18 protein-coding genes are annotated in these 21,885 nt (G+C 72.5%); 9 read left to right on the top strand and 9 right to left on the bottom strand.

Annotation, left to right across the window (positions count from 1 at the left end):
* Nucleotide 1: 1 nt before the first annotated feature.
* The 5 genes from ACRAS8_RS17235 to ACRAS8_RS17215 all read left to right on the top strand — a co-directional run bounded on the left by ACRAS8_RS17235 (nt 2) and on the right by ACRAS8_RS17215 (nt 7,906).
* Nucleotides 2-1,666, top strand: coding sequence for a sensor histidine kinase (locus ACRAS8_RS17235; RefSeq protein ID WP_438486924.1), 1,665 nt, complete (start codon nt 2-4; stop codon nt 1,664-1,666).
* Nucleotides 1,667-1,784: 118 nt separating this feature from the next.
* Nucleotides 1,785-3,164, top strand: a complete 1,380-nt coding sequence (locus ACRAS8_RS17230) for a glycosyltransferase (protein WP_438486923.1) — start codon at nt 1,785-1,787, stop codon at nt 3,162-3,164.
* Nucleotides 3,161-5,281: an ArnT family glycosyltransferase gene (locus ACRAS8_RS17225; RefSeq protein WP_438486922.1), complete on the top strand. Its 2,121-nt coding sequence runs from the start codon at nt 3,161-3,163 to the stop codon at nt 5,279-5,281. Before ACRAS8_RS17230 ends, ACRAS8_RS17225 begins: the two co-directional genes overlap by 4 nt.
* A 103-nt stretch (nt 5,282-5,384) precedes the next feature.
* The gene (locus ACRAS8_RS17220; protein ID WP_438486921.1) at nt 5,385-7,007 is read left to right on the top strand and encodes an MFS transporter; all 1,623 of its coding nucleotides are present in this window, start codon (nt 5,385-5,387) and stop codon (nt 7,005-7,007) included.
* A gap of 107 nt (nt 7,008-7,114) precedes the next feature.
* Entirely contained in the window at nt 7,115-7,906 is a 792-nt protein-coding gene (locus ACRAS8_RS17215; RefSeq protein ID WP_438486920.1) for a TetR/AcrR family transcriptional regulator, read from the top strand.
* 73 nt (nt 7,907-7,979) lie between these two features.
* Here ACRAS8_RS17215 and ACRAS8_RS17210 read toward each other — a convergent pair whose 3' ends face one another.
* Together ACRAS8_RS17210 and ACRAS8_RS17205 are read right to left on the bottom strand one after the other, a co-directional pair.
* Nucleotides 7,980-8,345 (bottom strand): peptidase inhibitor family I36 protein, encoded by a 366-nt coding sequence (locus ACRAS8_RS17210; protein WP_438486919.1) that lies wholly within the window; start codon nt 8,343-8,345, stop codon nt 7,980-7,982.
* Nucleotides 8,346-8,664: 319 nt separating this feature from the next.
* Nucleotides 8,665-9,741 (bottom strand): YncE family protein, encoded by a 1,077-nt coding sequence (locus tag ACRAS8_RS17205; RefSeq protein WP_438486918.1) that lies wholly within the window; start codon nt 9,739-9,741, stop codon nt 8,665-8,667.
* 461 nt (nt 9,742-10,202) lie between these two features.
* On the opposite strand from ACRAS8_RS17205, the gene ACRAS8_RS17200 reads away from it, so the two are divergent.
* Nucleotides 10,203-11,609 (top strand): M14 family zinc carboxypeptidase, encoded by a 1,407-nt coding sequence (locus tag ACRAS8_RS17200; protein ID WP_438486917.1) that lies wholly within the window; start codon nt 10,203-10,205, stop codon nt 11,607-11,609.
* A 34-nt stretch (nt 11,610-11,643) separates the two neighbouring features.
* On the opposite strand, the gene ACRAS8_RS17195 is transcribed toward ACRAS8_RS17200, so the two are convergent.
* Nucleotides 11,644-11,874: a hypothetical protein gene (locus ACRAS8_RS17195; RefSeq protein WP_438486916.1), complete on the bottom strand. Its 231-nt coding sequence runs from the start codon at nt 11,872-11,874 to the stop codon at nt 11,644-11,646.
* A 231-nt stretch (nt 11,875-12,105) separates the two neighbouring features.
* On the bottom strand, nt 12,106-13,359 hold the full coding sequence (locus ACRAS8_RS17190) for a S53 family peptidase (protein ID WP_438490513.1): 1,254 nt from the start codon (nt 13,357-13,359) through the stop codon (nt 12,106-12,108).
* A gap of 439 nt (nt 13,360-13,798) precedes the next feature.
* On the opposite strand from ACRAS8_RS17190, the gene ACRAS8_RS17185 reads away from it, so the two are divergent.
* Complete coding sequence (locus tag ACRAS8_RS17185; protein ID WP_438486915.1) at nt 13,799-14,626, top strand: TrmB family transcriptional regulator; 828 nt, start codon at nt 13,799-13,801, stop codon at nt 14,624-14,626.
* Nucleotides 14,627-14,667: 41 nt separating this feature from the next.
* Here ACRAS8_RS17185 and ACRAS8_RS17180 read toward each other — a convergent pair whose 3' ends face one another.
* The 3 genes from ACRAS8_RS17180 to ACRAS8_RS17170 form a co-directional block, all read right to left on the bottom strand.
* The gene (locus ACRAS8_RS17180) at nt 14,668-15,510 is read right to left on the bottom strand and encodes a YceI family protein (protein WP_438486914.1); all 843 of its coding nucleotides are present in this window, start codon (nt 15,508-15,510) and stop codon (nt 14,668-14,670) included.
* A gap of 197 nt (nt 15,511-15,707) precedes the next feature.
* Entirely contained in the window at nt 15,708-18,299 is a 2,592-nt protein-coding gene (locus ACRAS8_RS17175) for an MFS transporter (RefSeq protein WP_438486913.1), read from the bottom strand.
* Nucleotides 18,300-18,355: 56 nt separating this feature from the next.
* A complete protein-coding gene (locus ACRAS8_RS17170; RefSeq protein ID WP_438486912.1) occupies nt 18,356-18,850 on the bottom strand; it encodes a MarR family winged helix-turn-helix transcriptional regulator in 495 nt (164 codons plus the stop codon).
* A 430-nt stretch (nt 18,851-19,280) separates the two neighbouring features.
* On the opposite strand from ACRAS8_RS17170, the gene ACRAS8_RS17165 reads away from it, so the two are divergent.
* Nucleotides 19,281-19,499, top strand: coding sequence for a hypothetical protein (locus tag ACRAS8_RS17165; RefSeq protein WP_438486911.1), 219 nt, complete (start codon nt 19,281-19,283; stop codon nt 19,497-19,499).
* Nucleotides 19,500-19,580: 81 nt separating this feature from the next.
* On the opposite strand, the gene ACRAS8_RS17160 is transcribed toward ACRAS8_RS17165, so the two are convergent.
* Together ACRAS8_RS17160 and ACRAS8_RS17155 are read right to left on the bottom strand one after the other, a co-directional pair.
* The gene (locus tag ACRAS8_RS17160; protein ID WP_438486910.1) at nt 19,581-20,057 is read right to left on the bottom strand and encodes a VOC family protein; all 477 of its coding nucleotides are present in this window, start codon (nt 20,055-20,057) and stop codon (nt 19,581-19,583) included.
* Between the two features lie 277 nt (nt 20,058-20,334).
* Nucleotides 20,335-20,817: an SRPBCC family protein gene (locus ACRAS8_RS17155; protein ID WP_438486909.1), complete on the bottom strand. Its 483-nt coding sequence runs from the start codon at nt 20,815-20,817 to the stop codon at nt 20,335-20,337.
* 63 nt (nt 20,818-20,880) lie between these two features.
* Between ACRAS8_RS17155 and ACRAS8_RS17150 the strand changes: the two genes are divergently transcribed.
* Nucleotides 20,881-21,510, top strand: a complete 630-nt coding sequence (locus ACRAS8_RS17150) for a TetR/AcrR family transcriptional regulator (RefSeq protein WP_438486908.1) — start codon at nt 20,881-20,883, stop codon at nt 21,508-21,510.
* The last annotated feature ends 375 nt before the right edge of the window (nt 21,511-21,885 follow it).

The following is a 21,885-nucleotide window of genomic DNA, read 5'->3' as shown; positions in this document are numbered from 1 at the left end:
CATGGGGCCCACCTCCGGCATCCGGCCTACCACCGGCCTCCGGCCCACCCCTGGCCCCCGGCTCACCCCCACCCCCACCCCCGGCCCCCAGCCCACCCCCGGTCTCCGGCCGGACACCGGCCGCCGGGGCGGGCGCCGGCGCTGGACGTTGCGGACGCGGCTCGTGGTGTCGGCGGTGGCGTTGATCGCCGTCGTGGCGGCGGTGATCAGTACGGTGACCGCGATCGCGCTGCATGCGTATCTGCAGGGGCAGTTGGACGCCCGGTTGCGCGAGGGCATCGGGCGGGCGGTGGGGCCGCGGCCGCACGATGCGTTGCGGGACGATCGGCTGGAGTTCGTGGCGCTGCCCGGTCAGGTGCCGGGGACGGTGGGGGCCCGGGTCGGGCCGGACGGCACGTTCGAGGGCGGCGCGCGGATGAACCGCTCGACGAGCCGGCTGCCGTCGGACCGGCTGACCCCGCTGGACGGCGAGCAGCTCGCGGCGCTGGCCGCGGTGCCCCGGGACGGCCGTCGGCACAGCACCGACCTGCCCGGCCTCGGCGCGTACCGGGCGCAGTACGCCAAGAACGGTGCGCTGGTGCTGGGGATTCCGCTCAACGAGGTGAACGACACGGTCGGGCGGCTGGTGCTCATCGAGTGCTGTGTGACGGTCGCCGGGCTGGTCGCGGCCGGAATCGCCGGCTCCGCCATGGTCGGGATCGCGCTGCGCCCGCTGCGGCGGGTCGCCGCGACCGCGACCCGGGTGTCCGAACTCCCGCTCCACCAGGGCGAGGTGGCCCTGCATGTCCGCGTCCCCGCCGCCGAAGCCGACGCCCGTACGGAGGTGGGGCAGGTCGGAGCGGCGCTCAACCGCATGCTGGGGCACGTCGGTTCGGCGCTCTCGGCGCGCCAGGAGAGCGAGACGCGGGTACGGCGGTTCGTCGCCGATGCCAGCCATGAGCTGCGGACGCCGCTGGCGTCGATACGGGGCTATGCCGAGCTGACCCGGCGGGGCGAGGAGCAGCCCGGCCCGGAGACCCGGCATGCGCTGGGGCGGATCGAGTCCGAGGCGGAGCGGATGACCGGCCTGGTGGAGGACCTGCTGCTGCTCGCCCGGCTCGACTCCGGGCGCCCGCTCTCGTACGCCACGGTGGACCTCTCGCCGCTGGTGGTGGACGCGGTGAGCGACGCGCGGGCGGCCGGGCCCGACCACCGTTGGCGGCTGGAACTCCCGGACGCGGACCACCCCGCGCTGGTGCGCGGGGACGCCGACCGGCTGCACCAGATCCTGGTCAATCTGCTGGCCAACGCGCGTACGCACACACCCGAGGGGACGACGGTGACCGCCCGGGTGCGGCCCCTGGGACGGCCGGGACGGCCCGGGGCGAGGGGGTCGGGTACCCAGCCCGCCCAGCCCGGCCGTGGTGCCGGCAACGCGATCCAGCTGGAGGTCGAGGACGACGGGCCGGGCATCCCGGCCGGGCTGCTGCCGCATGTCTTCGAACGGTTCGCGCGGGGCGACGCGTCCCGGTCGCGCGTCACGGGGAGCGGCCGGAGCGGGGGGAGTACGGGGCTGGGGCTGGCCATCGTGCAGGCGGTGGTGGCCGCGCACGGCGGGACGGTCGCGGTGGCGAGCGTGCCGGGGCGGACGGTGTTCACGGTGACGCTGCCCGGACAGAACAGGTAGCGCGCTGCTCCGGCACGGTGACGCTGCCCGGAGCACGCTGCTCCGGTAGCCCTCGACTCACAGCCGGCGCACAGGCTCACCACACTGCCGTGACAGGGCGGTTGGCGAGCGTCGTGGCATGACCACGCCTACGCCGACCCCGTCCCGGACGCTGTCGGGTTCGACGCCGTCGGGTTCGCTGCCACCGCGCGAGCATCTGCGTCCCGGCCAGATCGAGACCGTCCTCGATGTGGTGATCCCCGTCCACAACGAGGAGAAGGACCTTGAACCCTGTGTGCGCCGGCTGCACGACCACCTGACCCGCACCTTCCCCTACGGGTTCCGGATCACCATCGCGGACAACGCGAGCACCGACGACACGCCCCTGATCGCCGCCCGGCTGGACGACGGGATGGACCATGTCACCGCCGTACGGCTGGAGGACAAGGGGCGCGGGCGAGCGCTGCGCACGGTGTGGTCGCTGTCCGAGGCGCCGGTGCTGGCCTATATGGACGTCGATCTGTCCACCGACCTCAACGCGTTGCTGCCGCTGGTGGCGCCGCTGATCTCCGGGCACTCCGACCTGGCGATCGGGTCCCGGCTCAGCCGGAGCGCGCGGGTGGTCCGCGGTCCCAAGCGGGAGTTCGTCTCGCGCGCCTACAACCTCATTCTGCGGGGCTCGCTGGCCGCGCGCTTCTCCGACGCGCAGTGCGGTTTCAAGGCGATCCGCGGCGATGTCGCGGGCCGGCTGCTGCCGATGACCGAGGACACCGGGTGGTTCTTCGACACCGAGATGCTGGTGCTGGCCGAACGGGCCGGGCTGCGCATCCACGAGGTGCCGGTGGACTGGGTGGACGACCCGGACAGCACCGTGCACCTCGTGCGGACCGCGACCGACGACCTCAAGGGCGTCTGGCGGGTGGGTCGGGCGCTGGCGACCGGCGCGCTGCCGCTGGACCGGCTCGCCCGGCCGTTCGGCGACGACCCCCGGGACCGGGAACTCTCCGGAGTGCCGGGCGGGCTGGCCCGTCAGGTCGTCGGGTTCGCCGTCGTCGGGGCGCTGAGCACGCTGCTCTACCTCGGTCTCTACTCCCTCTTCCGGTTGGGGACCGGCCCCCAAGTGGCCAATGCGGTCGCCCTGTTGGTGTCGGCACTCGCCAACACGGCCGCCAACCGGCGGCTGACGTTCGGGGTGCGCGGGCGGGAGCGGGCCGTCCGCCAGCAGGCGCAGGGCCTGGTGGTCTTCGCCATCGGGCTGGCGCTGACCAGCGGGTCCCTCGCGGCCCTCGGCACGGCCACCGTCAGCCCCTCGCACGCCGGCGAACTGACCGTGCTGGTGGCCGCCAACCTCGCGGCCACGGTGCTGCGCTTCCTGCTCTTCCGCGCCTGGGTGTTCCCGGAGCGCGAGCGCGAGCGACGCGATACGGACGGCCCGCGCGACGCGGACGGCCCCCACGGCCCCCACCACGGCCCCCGCCGCCCGCACGGCCGTAACGACGTCAGCAGGAGCGCTCGATGAGCCCCCAAGCGCCAACCCCCCAAGCACCAACCCTCCAGGAGCAGACATCGGCCCCCGAGAGAGCAGCGGAGAGCACGGGGGGCCCGGAGGACCCGCGTTGGGCGCGGCCGGCGCTGTGGGCGCTGCTGGCGGTCACCGCGGTGCTCTACCTCTGGGACCTGTCGGCGTCGAAGTACGCCAACCAGTTCTACTCGGCCGCCGTCCAGGCCGGCAGCGTCAGCTGGAAGGCGTTCTTCTTCGGCTCCTCGGACGCGGCCAACGCCATCACCGTGGACAAACCGCCGGCCTCGCTCTGGCCGATGGAGCTCTCCGTGCGGCTCTTCGGGCTCAGCTCGTGGGCGATCCTGGTGCCCGAGGCGCTGATGGGCGTCGCCACGGTCGGGGTGCTCCACGCGGCGGTGCGGCGCCGGTTCGGGGCGGTGGCGGGGCTGCTGTCGGCGGGGGCGCTGGCGATCACGCCGGTCGCCGCGCTGATGTTCCGCTTCAACAACCCGGACGCGCTGCTGTGCCTGCTGATGGTCTGCGCGGTCGCCTGCGTGCTGCGCGCCCTGGAGGCCGGCCGGACGAAGTGGCTGGTGCTGGCCGGGGTCTGCTTCGGGCTGGGCTTCCTCACCAAGACTCTGCAGGCGTGGCTGATCCTGCCGGCGTTGGCCGTGGTCTACGCGTGCTGTGCGCCGGTGCGGTTGCGCCGGCGGCTGGGGCAGCTGCTGCTGGCCGGGCTGGCGCTCGTGGTCACCGGCGGCTGGTGGGTGGCGATCGTCGAACTGCTGCCGGCGTCGGCGCGCCCCTATGTGGGCGGTTCGCAGACCAACAGCTTCCTTGAGCTGACCTTCGGCTACAACGGCTTCGGGCGGATCGACGGGAACGAGCGGGGCAGCGTCGGCGGCGGGCACGGCGGGCACGGCGGCCATGGCGGGGCCGGCGGCCACGGCGGTGGCTGGGGCGAGACCGGCCTGACCCGGCTGTTCTCTCCCGACATGGGCGGTCAGATCTCCTGGCTGCTGCCCGCCGCGCTGATCCTGCTGGTGGTGGCGGTGTGCGTGCTGTGGCGGGCGCGGCGTGCGGGGGCGGCCGAACAGGCCGACCAGGCCGAACAGGCGGCCCAGCGGGCGGAGTTCCTGGTGTGGGGCGGCGCGCTGCTGATGACGTTCACGATCTTCAGCTTCATGTCCGGGATCTTCCACCAGTACTACAACATCGCGCTGTCCCCGTACCTCGCGGCCGTGGTCGGCATGGGGTCGGTGCTGGTGTGGCGGCGCGGCGGGTGGCTCGCGCGGATCGTGCCGGCCGTGGTCGTCGCGGTGACGGCCGTCTGGTCGTACGTCCTGCTGGACCGGTCGCCGCAGTGGCTGCCGTGGCTGCGGTGGACGGTGCTGGCGCTCGGTCTGCCGGCGGCGCTGGGACTTCTGCTGTCGGCGGGGGCGGCCGCGCGGGACGGCCGGGTGCCGGGACGGGGTGCGGGTTCCACGCGGCGGCGGGCCGGTGTCGTGGCCGGTGTGGCGGTGGGGCTCGGTGTGGCCACCGCGCTGGCCGGGCCGCTCGCGTACACCCTGGACACCGTCAACACGGCCAAGGGCGGCTCGATCGTCACCGCCGGCCCCGCGGTACGGGGCGGCCGCGGCTTCCCCGGCGGCGGTCATGGCCGGATGTTCCGGCGGGGCGGCAACAAGGCCGGGATGCCGCGCGGCGGCGTCGCCGGCGGCATGAGGGGCATGGGCGGCCTGCTCGACGGCGCCTCGGTGAGCGGCGCGGCCGAGCGCCTGGTGGAGCGGAACGCCGACAAGTACACCTGGGCCGCCGCGGCCGTCGGCTCCCAGAACGCCGCGAGCTACCAACTGGCCACCCAGAAGCCGGTGATGGCGATCGGCGGCTTCAACGGGAGTGATCCGTCGCCGACCCTCGCCCAGTTTCAGCGCTTTGTGGCGGATGGGAAGATCCACTACTTCGTCGCCGGCAAGCGGCCCGGAGGCGGCTTCCGCGGCGCCCCCGCCGGCTTCGGACAGCAGGGCCCCGCCGCCCGGATCAGCGCCTGGATCGAGAAGAACTTCCAGCAGGTCACCGTCGCCGGCGCCACCTTCTACGACCTGACGCAGCGCAAGGGACAGCGAAGGGAATAACGCCCCGCCCCCGGCCCCAGGCCCGCACAAAAAACAAATTTACAGCGTATAAGTGCCCCTGTACGGTGTACGTCTCTCCGCCCGCACCGTACAGGGAGCTCGTATGCCCACCGTGGCCCCCGACGCCCACGCCACCAGCCTCCGGCCACCGGGCCGGCCGGCCACCCGCTGGCTGATCCTGGCCGTCATCTGCATCGCGCAACTCACCGTCGTCCTCGACAACACCGTGCTCAACGTCGCCGTCCCGTCCCTCACCGAGGAACTGGGCGCGACCACCGCCGATGTCCAGTGGATGCTCAACGCCTATTCCCTGGTCCAGTCCGGGCTGCTGCTGATAGCCGGCAACTCCGCCGACCGCTACGGCCGCAAGAAGATGCTCGCCGTCGGTCTGGCGCTGTTCGGTGTCGCGTCGCTCGGCGCCGCCCTCGCCCAGTCGCCCGGCCAGCTGATCGGCGCCCGCGCCGGTATGGGCATCGGCGGCGCGCTGCTGGTGACCACCACCCTCGCGGTCGTGATGCAGATCTTCGACGACGAGGAGCGCCCCAAGGCCATCGGCATCTGGAGCTCGGTCAACTCCCTGGGCTTCGCCGCCGGGCCGCTGATCGGCGGCACGCTGCTCGACCACTTCTGGTGGGGCTCGCTGTTCCTGGTCAACCTCCCGGTCGCGGCGATCGGCCTGGTGGCCGTCCTCGCCCTCGTCCCCGAGTCCAAGAGCCGCGGCGGCGAGCGCCCGGACGTGCTGGGCGCCCTGCTGTCGATGGTCGGCATGGTCGGGGTGGTCTACGCGATCATCTCCGGGCCGGTGGACGGCTGGCTGTCGCGGCAGGTGCTGCTCTCGGCCGCGGTCGGTGTCGTGGGGCTGGCGCTCTTCGCCCTCTGGGAGCTGCGGATTCCGTACCCCATGCTGGACATGCACTTCTTCCGCAACCGCCGGTTCATCGGCGCGGTTTCCGGCGGCATCCTGGTCGCCTTCGGGCTGGGCGGCTCGATGTTCCTGCTCACCCAGCACATCCAACTGGTGCTCGGCTACGGCCCGTTGGACGCCGGCCTGCGGATGGCGCCGCTCGCGCTCACCGTCGTGGTGCTCAACTTCACCGGGCTGGGTGCCCGTCTGATGCCGCGCTTCGGCACCCCCGGCATGATCGTCTCCGGGATGACCCTGCTGGCCGGCGGCCTGGCGGCGATCTCGCTGCTCGGCGGCCACAGCTACGGCGGCATGCTGGTCGGCCTGATCGTCATGGGCGTCGGGGTGTCGATCGCGATGCCGACGATGGCCAACGCCATCATGTCCGCGATCCCGCCCGCCAAGGCCGGCGTCGGCGCCGGCGTCAACGGCACCCTGATGGAGTTCGGCCAGGGTCTGGGCGTCGCGGTGCTCGGTGCGGTCCTCAACTCCCGTTTCGCCGCGCTGCTCCCGATGGTTGCCGCCGGCGCCGGCTCGCTCTCCGCGGCCCTGGAGCGTACGCACACGGCCGAGCAGCGGACCGCCGTCCACGACGCCTTCGCGGCCGGTATCGGCACCAGCCAGCTGGTCGGTGCGGCGGCCGTCTTCCTCGGCGGGCTGCTCGCCGCGGTCCTGCTGCGCCGCGCGGAACGCGCCGGGAGCGAGGCCGACGGGGCGGGCGGCGCGCCCCAGGGACCGGAGCACGGACCGGACCAGGCGGCGGACGCCGGCGCTGCCACCGCGCCCGCGGGCCCCCACCCGGCCCCCGCCCCGGCCGAATAGCATCGTTGCCGGACGGGACGGTTCCGCTCGTCCCGTCCGGGCCGGCGGCCGTCCCGAGGGACCCGGCCGCGGGTTACGCACTCCCGCACCACCCAAGGAAGGGCGCCATGGCAGCAGCGACGAACGGGCGCGCCAAGCCGCAGCCGCACAGCGTCTGGCTGACCGACCGGCCCCCGCTCCGCAGGAAGGCCGAACAGCCCGCCGGGCTCGGCCTGGACAGGATCGTCGCCAGCACCGTCCGGCTGCTCGACGCCGAGGGCCTGGCCAAGTTCTCCATGCGCCGCCTCGCCGCCGAGCTCGGCGTCACCGCCATGTCCCTGTACTGGTACGTCGACACCAAGGACGACCTGCTCGAACGCGCCGTGGACGCGGTGGCCGGCGAGATGGTGCTGCCCGACGAGTCCGGCGCCGCCGCCGACTGGCGCGACCAGCTCCGCGGCCTGGCCACCACCTACCGGGACGCCCTGCTGCGCCACCCCTGGGCGCCCCGCCTGCTCGGCGAGTTCCCCAACATCGGCCCGCACTCCACGGCGTTCGCCAACGCCACGCTGCGGGTCATGGCCCACAGCGGGCTGGACCCGGAGGGCATCTCCGGCGCCCTGGCCTCGCTCTTCCACTTCGTCTACGGCTTCTCCACCATCCGCAGCCTTCACGAGGCCCGCTGCCGCGCCGCCGGCCTCAGCATCGACGACTACTTCGCCCAGGTCGTCGCCGCGCTCTCGGACCGCCCCGACTTCGCCGAGACGATGGAGCTCTCCTCGCGCGCCAGCTACGCCAAGCCCGACGCCAGCGCCCTCGACATGCTCGACCGGGACTTCTCGTTCGCCCTCGACCTGCAGATCGCGGGCATCGACGCGATGCGGGCACGGCAGGAGCGGGAGCGCCGCGCGGCCGGCTGACCCGCCCGCGGGGACGGCGGGGCCGGGGCACGGCCGGGGACGTGACCGTGGGCGCCGCCGTGGGCGCGCCTCCTCACTGCCAGCTGGAGACCGAGACCGAGCGGACCGAGCCGCCCGGTTCCAGGGAGCCGATCCGGACCTTGCAGCGCGCTGCCGCGTAGAACGTCCGGGTCTCCTCGCCGTTGTTGTAGACCGACCGGGCGGTGGGGAACGGCGCGGCCTCGCAGTCGTGTTGCGGGTACTGAAGGGCGCGCATCTCGCCGGTGAAGTCGGGCTGCGACCAGAAGCAGAGGAAGCCCACGGGGCAGTCCGCGGGGGTGCGGGCGGGAGGGGCCGGGGCGGCGCCGGCTGCGGCGGCCGCGGGGACGGTGGCGGCCAGGGCGAGGGCGGCCGCGGCGGCCAGCGGACCGAGTGCCGTGGCGAGGTGCTGGATGCGCATGAGATCTCCGGATCTCCCGTGGCGGGCGAAAGGTGACGTGGACCGGGTCGTCTGCCGGGGCGTTCGCCGGGACACGCGGCCGGCGTGGCCATCGATCTGCACCGGCCCAGGGCTCCCTGGCCGGACCGAGGCCGTCGGCACCAGTGTGTGGCAACCAGCGGGGTCGGGACCGGCCGTTCGGGTCACTGTCACGCTTGCGCGCAGCATCGTACGCATGTGCGGGGATGTGCGGAGATACACGGAGATACACGGAGATTGTTCCCACGCAGCCTCGTGGGAACGGCACTGTGGTGAGGAAAGGCCGCCTCGCCGTCGGGGCTCAGCGCGGGGTGATGGCGATGCCCTCGGGCTCGTGTCCGGTCGGCAGGGTGGCGCGCACCCGCCGGGCGTAGGGGTCGACGATCGACACGGTGTCGGACTGCTCGTTGGTCACCCACACCCGCCGGCCGTCCGGGGTCACCGCGACGCCCTGCGGCTGGGCGCCGACGTGGATGTGGCCGATGATCTGGTGGGCGCCGATGTCGATGATCAGCAGGCAGTCCCGGGCGGTGTCGGCGACGTAGAGGTACCGGCCGTCGGGGCTGACCGCGCTGCCCAGCGGCGCCCGGCCGCCGGGCAGACGGCCCACCACGGTGTCGCTTCGGGTGTCGATGACGGAGATCGTGCCGGAGCCGGTGTTGGAGACGTAGACCAGGCGGCCGGAGGGCGGCGAGCTGATTCCGCTGGGGAAGTCCCCGACCCGGATCCGCCGGATCGCGCGGGAGCTCGGGTCGAGTACGGTCACACAGCCACCGCCGTTGTCGGTCACATAGGCCCGCCCGTCCGGGATGGTGGTGATGCTGTGCGGCAGCGGCCCGACCGGGACGGTGCCGATCACATGGCAGTCGGGTGTGAGGGCCGTGACCGAGTCCGAGCCGAAGTTGGCCACCAGCACCCGGTGGCCGTTCCGGCTCGGCACCGCCGCGAAGGGCCGGCGTCCCACCCGCACGGTCGACGTGACCAGCCGGGGGCCGGTGTTGATGCAGGACACGGTGTTGGAGCGGCCGTTGGCGACGTAGACCCGTTCGCCGTCCGGGGACGCCCCCACCCCGGTCGGGCCGTAGCCGACCTGGACGGCGCCGAACTTGTGCTCCAGACGGGTGTCGTAGACCGAGACGACCTCCGAGCTGCTGTTGGCCACGTAGGCGCTGACGCGGACGGGGTAACCGGCCGCGTAGCCGGCCGCGCTCCGGCTGGGGGCGTGCGACGGCGCGCCGGCCGCGACCAGCGCGCCGCTCAGCACGAGTGCGCAGGTCGCGCCCAGGCAGAGGCGGCGGCGCCGGAAGGGCGGGGGTGCGGTCCGGTGCGGGGAGGGCCTCTTGTCGGGGGGTGCCGTGGAGGGAGTGTGGCGTTGCATGGCTCTCCTGGGGCAGTAGTGATCACTGCGTTCCACGAGAGCAGGGATCGCCGGATCCCGCAGTCCAGGTGGTCCAGCCGGACTCGTCCGTGCCTCTGGGGAGTGAACCGGAGGCGCAACCTGTTGGCATATGTCCCTCAGGTGTGCGGTCCGCTCGTGGGGCGGGTGGCGCACGGTGCCGCCGCCTGCGGCAGGCGGCGAACGGGCCCCGCGCCGAGGTGAGGACGCGGGCGCCCCGAACTCCCTTGTACCTTCCGCGACTTCACCGCCAGGATGCCCGAAACTCCCCTTCCGGACATGGCATGAGCATGGCACTATGCCTGGCGATGGGCTCCATGGCAGCGGCCGACGCGCCCGGCGCGCCGCATGGCCCCCGTTCCCGGCAGCCGCCGTGGACGAGGCGCGTGCCGGCCGCCTCCGTGCGCAGGCCGGTGCCGCCACCCCCCACGGAAGGCCATGCCATGCCCCGGAAAACCCTTCTGGCCACGGCTGCGGCGGCGACCGCCGCGGCGCTCACGGCCCTCTCCCCACTCTCCCCACCGGCCCTCGCCCATACGCAGCGCACGGCCGGCGCGTCCGACGGGCACACCGTCGTCGTCTACCGCGTCCCCACCCACGACCGCGGTGACGCACAGAAGCTGACCTCCGCCGGCTACGACGTGATCGAGCGCCGCCAGGGCAACGACCTCTTCGTCATGGGCGACCCGTCGACGGCCGCCGGACTGCGCGGGCTCGGCTTCGCCGCCACGGTCGACGAGACGCTGCACAAGCCGCTGCCGCACCAGCCCCGTACGGCCCGCAAGGCCGGCGGCGTCGACGACACCTACGACGGCGGCTACCACACCGTGGACGCGCACTACGCACACCTCGACCAGGTCGCCTCCGAGCACCCGGACCTGGCCAAGGTCGTCACCTACGGGCAGTCCTGGCTCAAGCAGAAGGGGCGCGGCGGCCACGACCTCAAGGCCATCTGCCTCACCAAGATGAAGCAGGGCGACTGCGGCCTCGACCCCAAGGCGCCCAAGCCGCGCTTCTTCCTGATGAGCCAGATCCACGCGCGGGAACTCACCACGGGCGAGGTCTCCTGGCGCTGGATCGACACCCTGACCAAGGACTACGGCAAGGACCCCAAGATCACCGCCCTGATGGATTCCACCGAGATGTGGGTCGTCCCGATCACCAACCCGGACGGTGTCGACATCGTCGCCCAGGGCGGCGACAACCCCATCCTCCAGCGCAAGAACGCCGATGACTCCCAGGGCGGCGGCTGCGGCGGGGACGGCCAGACCGGCGTGGACCTCAACCGCAACGCGGGCACCCACTGGGGCGGCGCGGGCACCTCCAAGCAGCCGTGCAGCGAGGTCTACCTCGGCCCCGCCGCCGACTCCGAACCGGAGAACACCGCGCTGGAGGGCCTGTTCCGCAAGCTGTACCCGGCGGTGCGCAAGGGCACCGGGGACAGCGACCCCGCGCCGGACACCGCCAAGGGCCTGATGATCAGCCTCCACAGCGACGCCAGCATGGTCCTGCTCCCCTGGGAGCACGACCACACCGTTCACACCGGTAACGACGCCGCGCTGCGCGCCCTCGCCGGGCGGCTCGGCAAGCTCACCGGCTACCAGTCCGGCCAGGCCGGCGAGATCCTCTACGACGCGTCCGGCGGCACCGACGACTGGACCTACGACAAGCTGGGCCTGGCCAGCCTCACCATCGAGATAGGCGACGTCGACGGCCGCAACTGCGACGGCTTCACGCCCGCCTTCTCCTGCCAGGACAGCTACTTCTGGCCCAAGATGAAGCCCGCCCTGCTGGCCGCCGCGCAACAGGCCGCGGCGCCGTACAAGTCCTCGGCCGACCACAAGCACTGACCGGCTGCCCGCACCGGTGGCGGGAGCCGACGCCTCACCGGCGCTGCCTGAACCACGCGAAGAGCGCCACGAGGCCGACAGGCAGGAACACGGCTCCCGTCACCAGCGCCCTGGCCGTCAGCCGCCCGCTCCCGTCCGCGGGCGTCCACCATCCCAGCCGCCAGGCCAGGGCCAGCAGCACCCCGACCGCCACCAGACATGCCACCGACGCCACGACAACTCCGGTCCGGCGCCCCTGCGGTCTGCCGTTCTCCACCTCGCTCATTCCACCGACTCTACGGGCCGTGCTGCGACGACTCGTTGGCAGGCGGACGGTTGGCGGGCGATCGGTTGCCGGGCGACGGGTTGTCAGGCGACGGGTTGTCAGGCGATGACGCCAACGGGCCCGGACCGTCGGGAAACGGTCCGGGCCCGCTGGTGGGTGTCGCAGGGCGGCTCCGTGGGGTGGTTGCCGGGCTGCGACGGTCGGGGCGGGCGGGTGTGCCCGTCGGGGTGGTTACTTGGTGAAGGCCGCGGTCCCGTTCGGGGTGCCGAGGCCGGTCGGGCCGTCGTAGCCCTTGCCCGCGGTGCAGAGGTACGACGGCGAGCAGGAGCCGTTGGCGCCGCTGGTGATGTCGTTCAGCGCGGAGGCGTGGGTGTACGGGTACGAGGCCGGGGTGTCGGACGAACCCGGGGCGCCCGCGAGGGCGTAGACGCCGGCGATCAGCGGGGACGAGGCGCTGGTGCCGCCGTAGACGTTCCAGCCGCTGGCCTGGTAACTGTCGTACACCGCGAGGCCGGTGGCGGGGTCGGCGACCGCGGCGACGTCCGCCACGGCGCGCTTGGCGCAGCCGGTGTCCTTCTGCCAGGACGGCTTGGCGTCGTACTGGGAGCAGCCGGAGCCGGCGCCCTCGCCGCCCGCCTTGGTGCCCCAGACCGACTCGCTCCAGCCGCGCGTGCTGCTGTCCTTCTTGAGCGAGGTGCCGCCGACCGCGGTGACGTACTGGGACGCCGCCGGGTACTCGACGCCGTAGCCGCTGTCGCCGGAGCTGACGGTGATCGCCACGCCCGGGTGCTTGAAGTACTTCGTGTCGTAGGTGGGGTCGGCCGACTCCTCGGAGCCGCCGTAGCTGTTGGAGACGAACTTGGCGCCCATGGTGACCGCGCGGTTCACCGCCGCGCCCAGGTCCTCCATGCTGGCGCTGTTCGCCTCGACCAGCAGGATGTGGCACTGCGGGCAGGCGGCGCTGACCATGTCGACGTCGAGGGATATCTCACCGGCCCAACCGGAGTCCGGCGCCGGGTACTTGGTGCCGCCGTTCTGGTCGACCTTCTTGAAGCAGCCGTTGGCGGTGGTGCACTCCGGCAGGCCGTACTGCTTGCGGTAGGTGGCCAGGTCCTTCTCGGCGTTGGGGTCGTCGTTGGCGTCGACGATCGCCACCGTCTGGCCGGCGCCGCCGGTCTTGGGCAGCTTGTAGGCGCTCTGCAGGTCCGCGGGGCCGAGGCCGGACGGCTTGATGTGGCGGCCGAGGGCCAGGTTCTGCCTGACGTCCGTACGGGCCACGGCGTTGCAGGCCATGTAGCCGGGCTTGGCCGGCTCGGCGCACAGGCGGTGGGTGGGGACGGTGGCGGAGCCGGACGCCTGTGGGGCGGCGGCCGGGGCCGGGGCGGCGGCCGGGGCCGGGGCGGCGCCCGCCGGGACGGCGGCGATCAGGCCGCCGATGACGAGGGTGGCCGCCGAGAGCAGGGCCGGGATGCCGCGGCGCGCCAACCCTCCGGTGCGGTCTGCTCTTTGGCCGTCCACGGTGCTCTTGCGCAGGGAAGACAAGGGAGTGACCTCCGTGGGGGAGAGGGGGAAGCCGGCGCCGGCGTACCGCGAGCGCCGGGTGTGGGGGGCCTGGATGTGGGGGGTGCGGTGGTGCCGGGTGGTGCCGTGGTGCTCGCTATGTCAAGAACATGACATCTCGCCGAGTAGCGGGGGATGGACTCCGCGGAACTTCGCGGGACTTCACGGAACTTCGCGGGACTCCGGTGACGCGTCGCACACGTACGCTCGATGAGTGCCACCCCGGTCAGTGGTGACTCTTTGAAAGTAGTGAACGCTCCGTCAAATGGACACCGGGTTACGGCAAAGCCTTGTTCTGGTACCCGCACAGTGGCCCCCCGGGCACCGGACCGTCCCCCCTGCCGGCCCGCTACCTTCTTGCCTCATGGAGTTGGAAGAGGACGCGGTCGGCAATCTCGTCGCGCTGGGACTCGCCCGGTACGAGGCGCGGGTCTATCTCGCCCTGATCAGACGGGAGTCGTACACGGCCGCCGAGGTCGCCCGCGAGGCGGACGTGCCGCGCCAGCGCGTCTACGACGTACTGGACGCGCTCGTACGGCGCCGGCTCGCCCACGCGCATCCCGGACGGGTGGCGACGTACTCGGCCGTCGCCCCCGAACTCGCCGTGGCCCGGCTGGTGGCGCTGCAACGGGAGTCCCTGGAACGGCTGGAGCGCGCCTCCGGCACCCTGGCCACGGCGCTCCAGCCGCTGTGGGCGGACGGGCGCCGGCACAACGACCCGCTCGACTACGTGGAGATCCTGCGCGATCCGACGGCCATAGCCGAGCGGTTCGCCGACATCCAGCGGCAGGCCCGCCGGGAGCTGCTGAGCTTCTGCAAACCGCCGTTCGTCGCCCCGGCGGAGAACGCCGAGGGCATCGAGGCCGCCCGCCGGCTGCACCGGGCCGGCGGCACCGTCCGCGCCATCTACAGCTCCGGCGCCCTGGAGGACGCCGGCATGCTCGCCAACGTCCGCAGCTTCGCGGGGGCCGGCGAGGAGGCCCGTTTCACCGCCGACCTGCCGCTCAAACTCGTCATAGCCGACGGGTCGTTGGTGCTGTGCGACATGCCCGACCCGGTGGCCGGCGCCGACTCCACCACCGCGCTGGTCATCGAGCACCCGGCCCTCGCGGCGTGTCTGCGGCTGGCCTTCCTGACGGTCTGGGACAGCGCGGCCACGGCACCGGAACCGCGCGAGGTCCTGCGGTCGTAGGGCCGCCGCTCGGACGACCGGTCAGGCCATCGGACGACCGGTCAGGCCATCGGCAGGCTGTCGCCCTGCACGGCCTGGATGTCGAGCTCGACCTTGAGCGTGGTGCCGATGGCCGCGATACCGGCCGCCACCACCTGGTTGTAGTTCATCTTGAAGTCCTCGCGGCGCAGTTCGGCGGTGGCGCGGAACGCGGCGCGCACCCCGCCCCACGGGTCCGGGCCGGTGCCGAGGTAGCTCAGGTCGAGGTCGACCGGGCGGACCACGCCGTGCAGGGAGAGGTCGCCGTGCACCGTCCAGCGGTCCGGGCCGGCCGGGGCGAGACCGGTGCTGCGGTAGGTGATCTGCGGATAGACCTCGACGTTGAGGAAGTCCTCGTTGCGCAGGTGGCCGTCGCGCATGCCGTTGCCGGTGTCGATCGACGCGGCCTTGATGACCGCCTCCACGCGGGACTTCTCGATGTCCTCGGAGATGTCGATCCGGCCGCCGAACTCCGTGAAGCGGCCGTGCACGCTGGAGATGCCCAGATGCTGGGCGACCGCCGCCACCGTGGAGTGCATGGGGTCGATGGTCCAGGGGCCGGGCGGCGGCAGCTCCACACCGCCCTGCCGGGCCAGGACGACGGTGCCGACGTCCATCCGTCCGCTGGCCGTGACGATCGCGCTGGAGGCGACCGGTGCGTAGCCGACGGCGGTCACGATGACCGTGTAGGGGCCGGCGGCCAGCGGCTCCGCGCTGCGCACCGCGCCGTCCTCGTCGGCGGACGCGCGCAGCACCTGCGCGCCCGTCATGTCGGTGACGGTCAGCACGGCGTGCTGTACCGCCCAGCCGTCCCGCGTGCGGACCTGCGCCCGAACTCCCGCAGCTGCCGCGCCCGTCGAAGTCATGTACGTGCCTCTCCCGTTTGTTGCCTGGTGGGGGTGCCCCGGCCCGGGCGAAGCCGCGTGCTCGGGGCGGTGTCGGACCCCGGCGGTGGCGTGCAGGCCGTCCCCTGCCTGTGCGCAGCGCCGCCGCCGGAGTCCGGGGCCGGGCCGGGGCGCGTCTCCGCTCAACGCGCGCCCCGGCCCGGGGTCTTCCGATCGGCTCAGTCCCCGGGGTGGGCGAGCTGGACGTCGTAGCCGTCCACGCCGGTGGCGTCGATGGCCAGGCCGGTGGCGACCGGCGGGTAGCCGCTCGCGATGACCGTGTACTCGCCGGCGTCCAGGTCGGTGAAGGCGTAGGCGCCGTCCGTACCGGTGGTGGAGGTGGCCACCACGTTGCCCGCCGCGTCGACCAGGGTGACCCGGGCGTCGGCCAGCGGGGCGCGGTCGGCCCCGGCCCGGACGACACCCTGCACCCGGGCGCCGGACAGCAGCTCGATCTCGGTACGGGTGGTGCCCTGGCCGCCGATCTCGACGGGCTGGGCGGCGGGCCGGTAGCCGGTCGCGTTGACCGCGACGGTGTAGGCGCCGGGGGCCAGTTCGGCGAAGGAGAAGGCGCCCTCCGGGCCGGTCAGGCCGGTGGCCAGCACCTCGCCGCGGACATCGGTGACGACGACCATCGCGCCGCCCACCGGCTCGCCGGTGACCGCGCCGCGGACCAGGCCGGTCAGGCCGCTGGTGCCGCTGAGCAGGATGTCGTAGCCGAGCGGCTGGTCGCCGACGACGACCGTGGACGCCTGCGGCTGGTGGCCGTCGGCCGCCGCGATCAGGACGTAGGAGCCGGCGCCGGGGGCCTGCAGCGCGTACGAGCCGTTGGCCTGGGCGACCGAGCGGCCCAACTGGCGGCCGCCGAGCGAGATCAGCGTGACGGCGGAGCGGGCCACCGGGTGGCCGTCGGCGTTGCGGACGAAGCCGTGGACCGCGGGACCGGCCGGGGTGGCGTCCCCGCCGCCGGCCGACGCGTACGCCGCCAGGGGCTGGGCCGCCGGGGCCGCCGGGGCCGCCTGTGCCCAGGAGGGGGTGTGGAGGTCGTCGTCGGATATGGAGGGGGCGGCGCCGACCAGGGCGGGTTCGCGCTCCTCGACCGGAGCGGCGGACGCCGGGGCCGGGGCGGCCGCGGGGGCCTGGGACGTGTCGCCGTCGCCGTCCGAGGCGAGGGCGCGCTCCGAACCGGACTTGCTGTGCAAGGCGACCTCCTTGATGAACAGGGTGATGATCAGGGCGAGCAGGGCGAACGGAGCCGCGTAGAGGAAGACATCACCGACACCGTGCCCGTACGCGTCCTCCATGATCGACCGGATCGGGGCCGGCAGCGCCGCCAGATCGGGAATGCCGTCGCCGCTGCCGCCGTGGCGCGCCGCCGCGGCGGCCTTCGGGCCGAGGGCCGTCAGACCGTCGGTCACGTAGTGGGTGACGCGGTTGGCGAGCGCCGCGCCGAGCGCCGAGACGCCCACCGCACCACCGAGGGTACGGAAGAAGGTCACCAGCGAGCTGGCGGATCCGATGTCCTGGGGCGCCACCTGGTTCTGGGTCGCCAGGACGAGGTTCTGCATCATCATGCCGACGCCGAGGCCCATCAGCGCCATGTAGATCGCGGCATGCCAGTACGGGGTGTCGGCGCGCAGCGTGCCCAGCAGGCCGAGGCCCGCGGTGAGCAGCACACCACCGCTGACGAGGAAGACCTTCCAGCGCCCGGTGCGCGTGATGATCTGGCCGGAGACCATCGACGACAGGAAGAGACCCATGACCATCGGAATGGTCATCACGCCGGACATCGTCGGGGACTTGCCCTCGGCCAGCTGGAAGTACTGCGAGAAGAAGACCGTCCCGCTGTACATCGAGACGCCCACGAACATCGAGGCGACGGTGGCCAGAGTGATCGTCTTGTTCCGGAACAGCCGCAGCGGGATCAGCGGCTCCTCGGCCTTGGTCTCCACGATCACGAAGACGATCGCGAGCAGCACCGCGCCGCCGACCATGGCGAAGGTCTGCCAGGAGATCCAGTCGTAGTTCTTCCCGGCCAGCGTGACCCACACCAGCAGCAGCGTCACCGCGGCGGCGATGAAGAACGAGCCGGCCCAGTCGACCTTCACGCCCTGGCGCTTGACCACCGGCAGCTTCAGGGTCTTCTGCAGCACGATCAGCGCGATGACCGCGAACGGTACACCGACGTAGAAGCACCAGCGCCAGCCGAGCCAGCTGGTGTCGGTGATGACGCCGCCGAGCAGCGGCCCGCCGACGGTCGCGACCGCGAAGGTCGCGCCCAGGTAGCCGCTGTAACGCCCGCGCTCCCGCGGGGAGACCATCGCGGCCATGACGATCTGGGCCAGCGCGGACAGCCCGCCCACGCCGATGCCCTGCACCACACGGCAGGCGATCAGCATCCCGGTGTTCTGCGACAGCCCGGCGACCACCGACCCACCGACGTAGATGACCAACGCCACCTGCACCAGCAGCTTCTTGCTGAACAGATCGGAGAGCTTGCCCCACAGCGGCGTGGTCGCGGTCATCGCCAGCAGCGCCGCGGTGACGACCCAGGTGTACGCGCTCTGGCCGCCGCCCAGGTCGTGGATGATGTGCGGCAGCGCGTTGGAGACGATCGTCGACGACAGGATGGCGACGAACATCCCGAGCAGCAGCCCGGACAGCGCCTCCATGATCTGACGGTGCGTCATCGGGCCGTCATGGGACGCGCCGTGACCGCCCCCATGCTTGGCATGCCCGCCCCGCACACCTGCTGGTGAGGTCGTAGCCATGTGGTTCCTTAACTTCCTTTGCTTCGCTTCGCTTTGCTTCTGCTTCGCCGTGCTTCTCACCCGGCCGCGTGGATGCGGGTGGTGGCGGGGGATTCGGGGGATTCGTGATGCGCTGCCCGGACACGGCAGTCGCCGAAGCTCGTACGGAGCCTGGCGAGCAGCTCGACGAGCTGCCCGACGTCGGTGTCGGTCCAGTCGTCCAAGTACCGGGCGAGCGTCTGGGTGTAGCGCTCGGCGAGCTCCGCCAGGAGCTCCCGGCCGCTCGGGGTCAGCCGGAGCAGCCGCGACCGCTTGTCCACCGGGTCGGGCTGGCGCTCGATCCAGCCGCGCTCAGCGACATGGGCGACGTGCCGGCTGGTCACCGACATGTCGATGGCGAGCAGCTCGGCCAGCTGACTCATCCGCATCTCGCCGTGGCGGTCGAGGAGCGTGAGCACCCCGGCCGACGCCGGCGGGCAGTCCTGGGGCAGGATCCGCCCCATCTCCCGCTTGACGGCCCCGATGGCGCTGAGTTGCCGGGCCAGCTCTTCGTACTGACTGCGAGCGGCCACCGGCTCCTCCACGCCTCTTCACTGCGCAACCTACGCGGTTGTTTTGTTGCTTGGGGCAACCATAAGTAAGTTGGTTGCTGAAGGCAAACGATTTGGTGACGCCCACGGCATAGAGAAGGCAAAGTCTGGGTCATGGCTAATCCAATAACCCCGCCTTGCCGCGTAAAGATGCTGGTCAATGCGGTAAATGAGCGCCCGGCGGCGGGCGCGCGACCTCTGCCCCGCCTTGCCCCACCTCATGCCCGCTCGGGGCTCCATGCCAGGCACGCGTCACGCGGCGCCCCGTAGGGACCGGTCTGCGCTCCGTGACCAGGACGTACGCGCTCGGTAGGCACGGCGGCTCACCCCCTGACCCGCGCCCGCGCACGCCCGCGGAGGATACGCGCCCCAGGGATGCCCCAAGGCCCCGGGTTCGCTAGGGTCCTCCCTCATGGCGACCAACCCGCAGCACCAGGCCGACGGCAACTACGACCCGGCGGGCAGCACGCAGATGTTCAAAGCCTTCGTCGATGAGGGCGGCACCCCGCAGGGCGGCCGCCGCGCCCCCGCGCCCCAGCAGGCGTCGGCCGGCCCGCGCGTCGGCGTGATCGTCGGCGTGATCGTCGCCCTCGTGGTGATCGCCGGCGCGGCCTGGCTGGCCCTGGGCTGACGAGACGGCGAGCGGCGGGGCCGACGCGGCCCCGCCCCGTACGAACCGGAACGCCGAACGGCGCGCGCCGGCCCGGGCCCGTCAACCCTCGCCCTCCGCGGCCGCCTTGATGGCCGCGATGTCCAGCTTCCCCATGCCCATCACGGCCTGCATCGCGCGCGCCGCGCGGGCCCGGTCGGCATCGTTGAGCATCTCGGCCATCCCCTCCGGTACGACCTGCCAGGACAGGCCGTACCTGTCCTTGAGCCACCCGCAGGGCCCTTCCGCGCCGCCCTCGGAGAGCTTGCCCCAGTAATAGTCGATCTCCTCCTGGTCGGCGCAGGTGACGGCCAACGAGATCGCCTCGTCGAAGGTGAACTGCGGCCCGCCGTTGATGGCGGTGAACTCCTGCCCGTCCAGCTCGAACTCCACGGTCAGGACGGTGCCGGCGGGACGCGGGCTGCCCTCGGTGTAGTGCGTAACGTTCTTGATCTTCGAGTTGGGGAACACCGAGCAGTAGAACTCGGCCGCCTCCATGCCCTGGGTGTCGAACCAGAGGTTGGGGGTGATCTTCGGCATGACGCGCTCCTGGTGGTGGGGCCGGGTGGCCGTACGGCTGTGGTTCGGTTGCGGCGGCCGGGGCCGCCCTCGTCACTACCTGTATCGACCGTCGCCCGGCGCCGAACTCATCGCCATTCGGGCGAAGCGAACGGCCCCCGTGATCGGGGGCCGTTGTCGTAGTTCCGGCACTGCGCGCTGCTGTGCTCGGGCCGCCCGCAGGCACTGGAAGCGGCGCTCACGCCCGCGCCGCATGCCTCTGCGATGTGGTGTGGACGCGAGTGTGTGTGACCGGTGGTCAGTGCGCGAGGCTGCGCAGCAGCTGTACGTACAGCCCCCGGTGCGCCGGGTGCGCCACTGTGCCGGTGCAGGCCAGTTCCGCGCGGTCCAGGCTGTCCTCCAGGCAGGCGTCGTGGAGCGGCCGCCAGGCGAGTGGCCAGGTGAGGCGGGCCGGGCCTCGGGTGTTCATGGCGAGGGTGTGGCGCAGCAGCGTGTGTTCCTCGTCGACGGGCAGTACGGCGTATTCGTGGAATCCGTGGAAGCCGCGTGGCCCACTGAAGGCGAAGCGCACCCATGTGGAGCGGACGTACGCGGCGACGGTGTAGCGGACCGGGCCGTGGCCGCCGGTCGCCCCGGTGGCCAAGGGGCCGTCGAACTCCATCGCCGGCCACCTGTGGTGGGGCCACAGCTTGTCTCCGCTGCTCGACAGAGTGTCGAGCAGCGCGCCCACTTCGCTCTCCTTCGCAGCGAGTAGACGCTCGTGCACGTTGTAGACGCCCATGCGCCCTCCCGTAACTCGTTCTAGAGGCACCTCTCTAATATTTTGGAGAGTACTCTCCAGTCCATGGCCAGGCCACCCCGCTTCGACACGAACCAACTTCTCGATGCCGCCGTGCGACAAGCCGCGGCATCGGGCCCGGCCGGGGTGACCATGTCCGCAGTCGCCAAAGAGGCAGGAGCCCCCAGCGGTTCGGTGTACCACCGCTTCGCCGGACGGACGGCGCTACTCGCCGAGGTGTGGCTGCGCACGGTCGAGAGCTTCCAGGAGGGCTACTTCAAGGCCCTCGAAGCGCACGCCGACGCACGGCGGGCGGGATGCGCAGGGGCGCGCCATGTCATCGCCTGGAGCCGCGCCCACCCGGAGGAAGCCGCTCTCCTCCTCTACGGCGCCCAGGACTTCGGGCGCGCCGACTGGTCCGAGGAACACATCCGCCGCGCGGACCGCGGCAACCAGCGCGTGCGCACCGCCCTCGCATCCCTCACCGAAGCCCTGGGCGCCGAGGGCCCCCAGGCCACCGAACGTGTCGCTCTCGCCCTGGTCGATCTGCCCCTCTCACTGGTCCGCCGCCACCTTCGGGCCGGCACGCCCCTCCCTGCCCATGCCGAGGACCTCGCTGAGGAGTGCACCGCCGCACTGCTCGGCTCGCTTCCATCCGGGCCGGCTTCCTCGTCAACGACCCCGGCTACCGGCTGAAGAGCCGCTCTCGCAGTCATGGAGGCGGGACACCGACCTCGCCTGACGACTGAACGCGCTCAGCCGTGCCCCGTGACGCACACTGCCTCGGATGGGCCATGCGACGGGAAGATCTCGCCTCGCCCTAGCTCGCCGGCCACGAATAATCACTGTTTTCGTGGCCAGTTGGCCTCGAAACGAGGGAACCTACAGGCCGCTCGGATGCGAAGGGGGGCTCGTCTCCCCGGCCCATATCCGGGGAAGGCGGGCAGCCGTTCTCGTGTAGCGGTAACCGCAGATACGGGTAACACGCCAGAGTGAGCGGCGAGTTGGAAGGGCGCCACTCCAACGCGCTCTTCCCTCCGGGAGTTCGTCGCCGAAGCGGCCCGAGCGCAG

Source organism: Streptomyces sp. S186, assembly GCF_051603415.1.
Lineage (GTDB): Bacteria > Actinomycetota > Actinomycetes > Streptomycetales > Streptomycetaceae > Streptomyces.
This window is presented reverse-complemented; position numbering and strand designations above follow the sequence as displayed.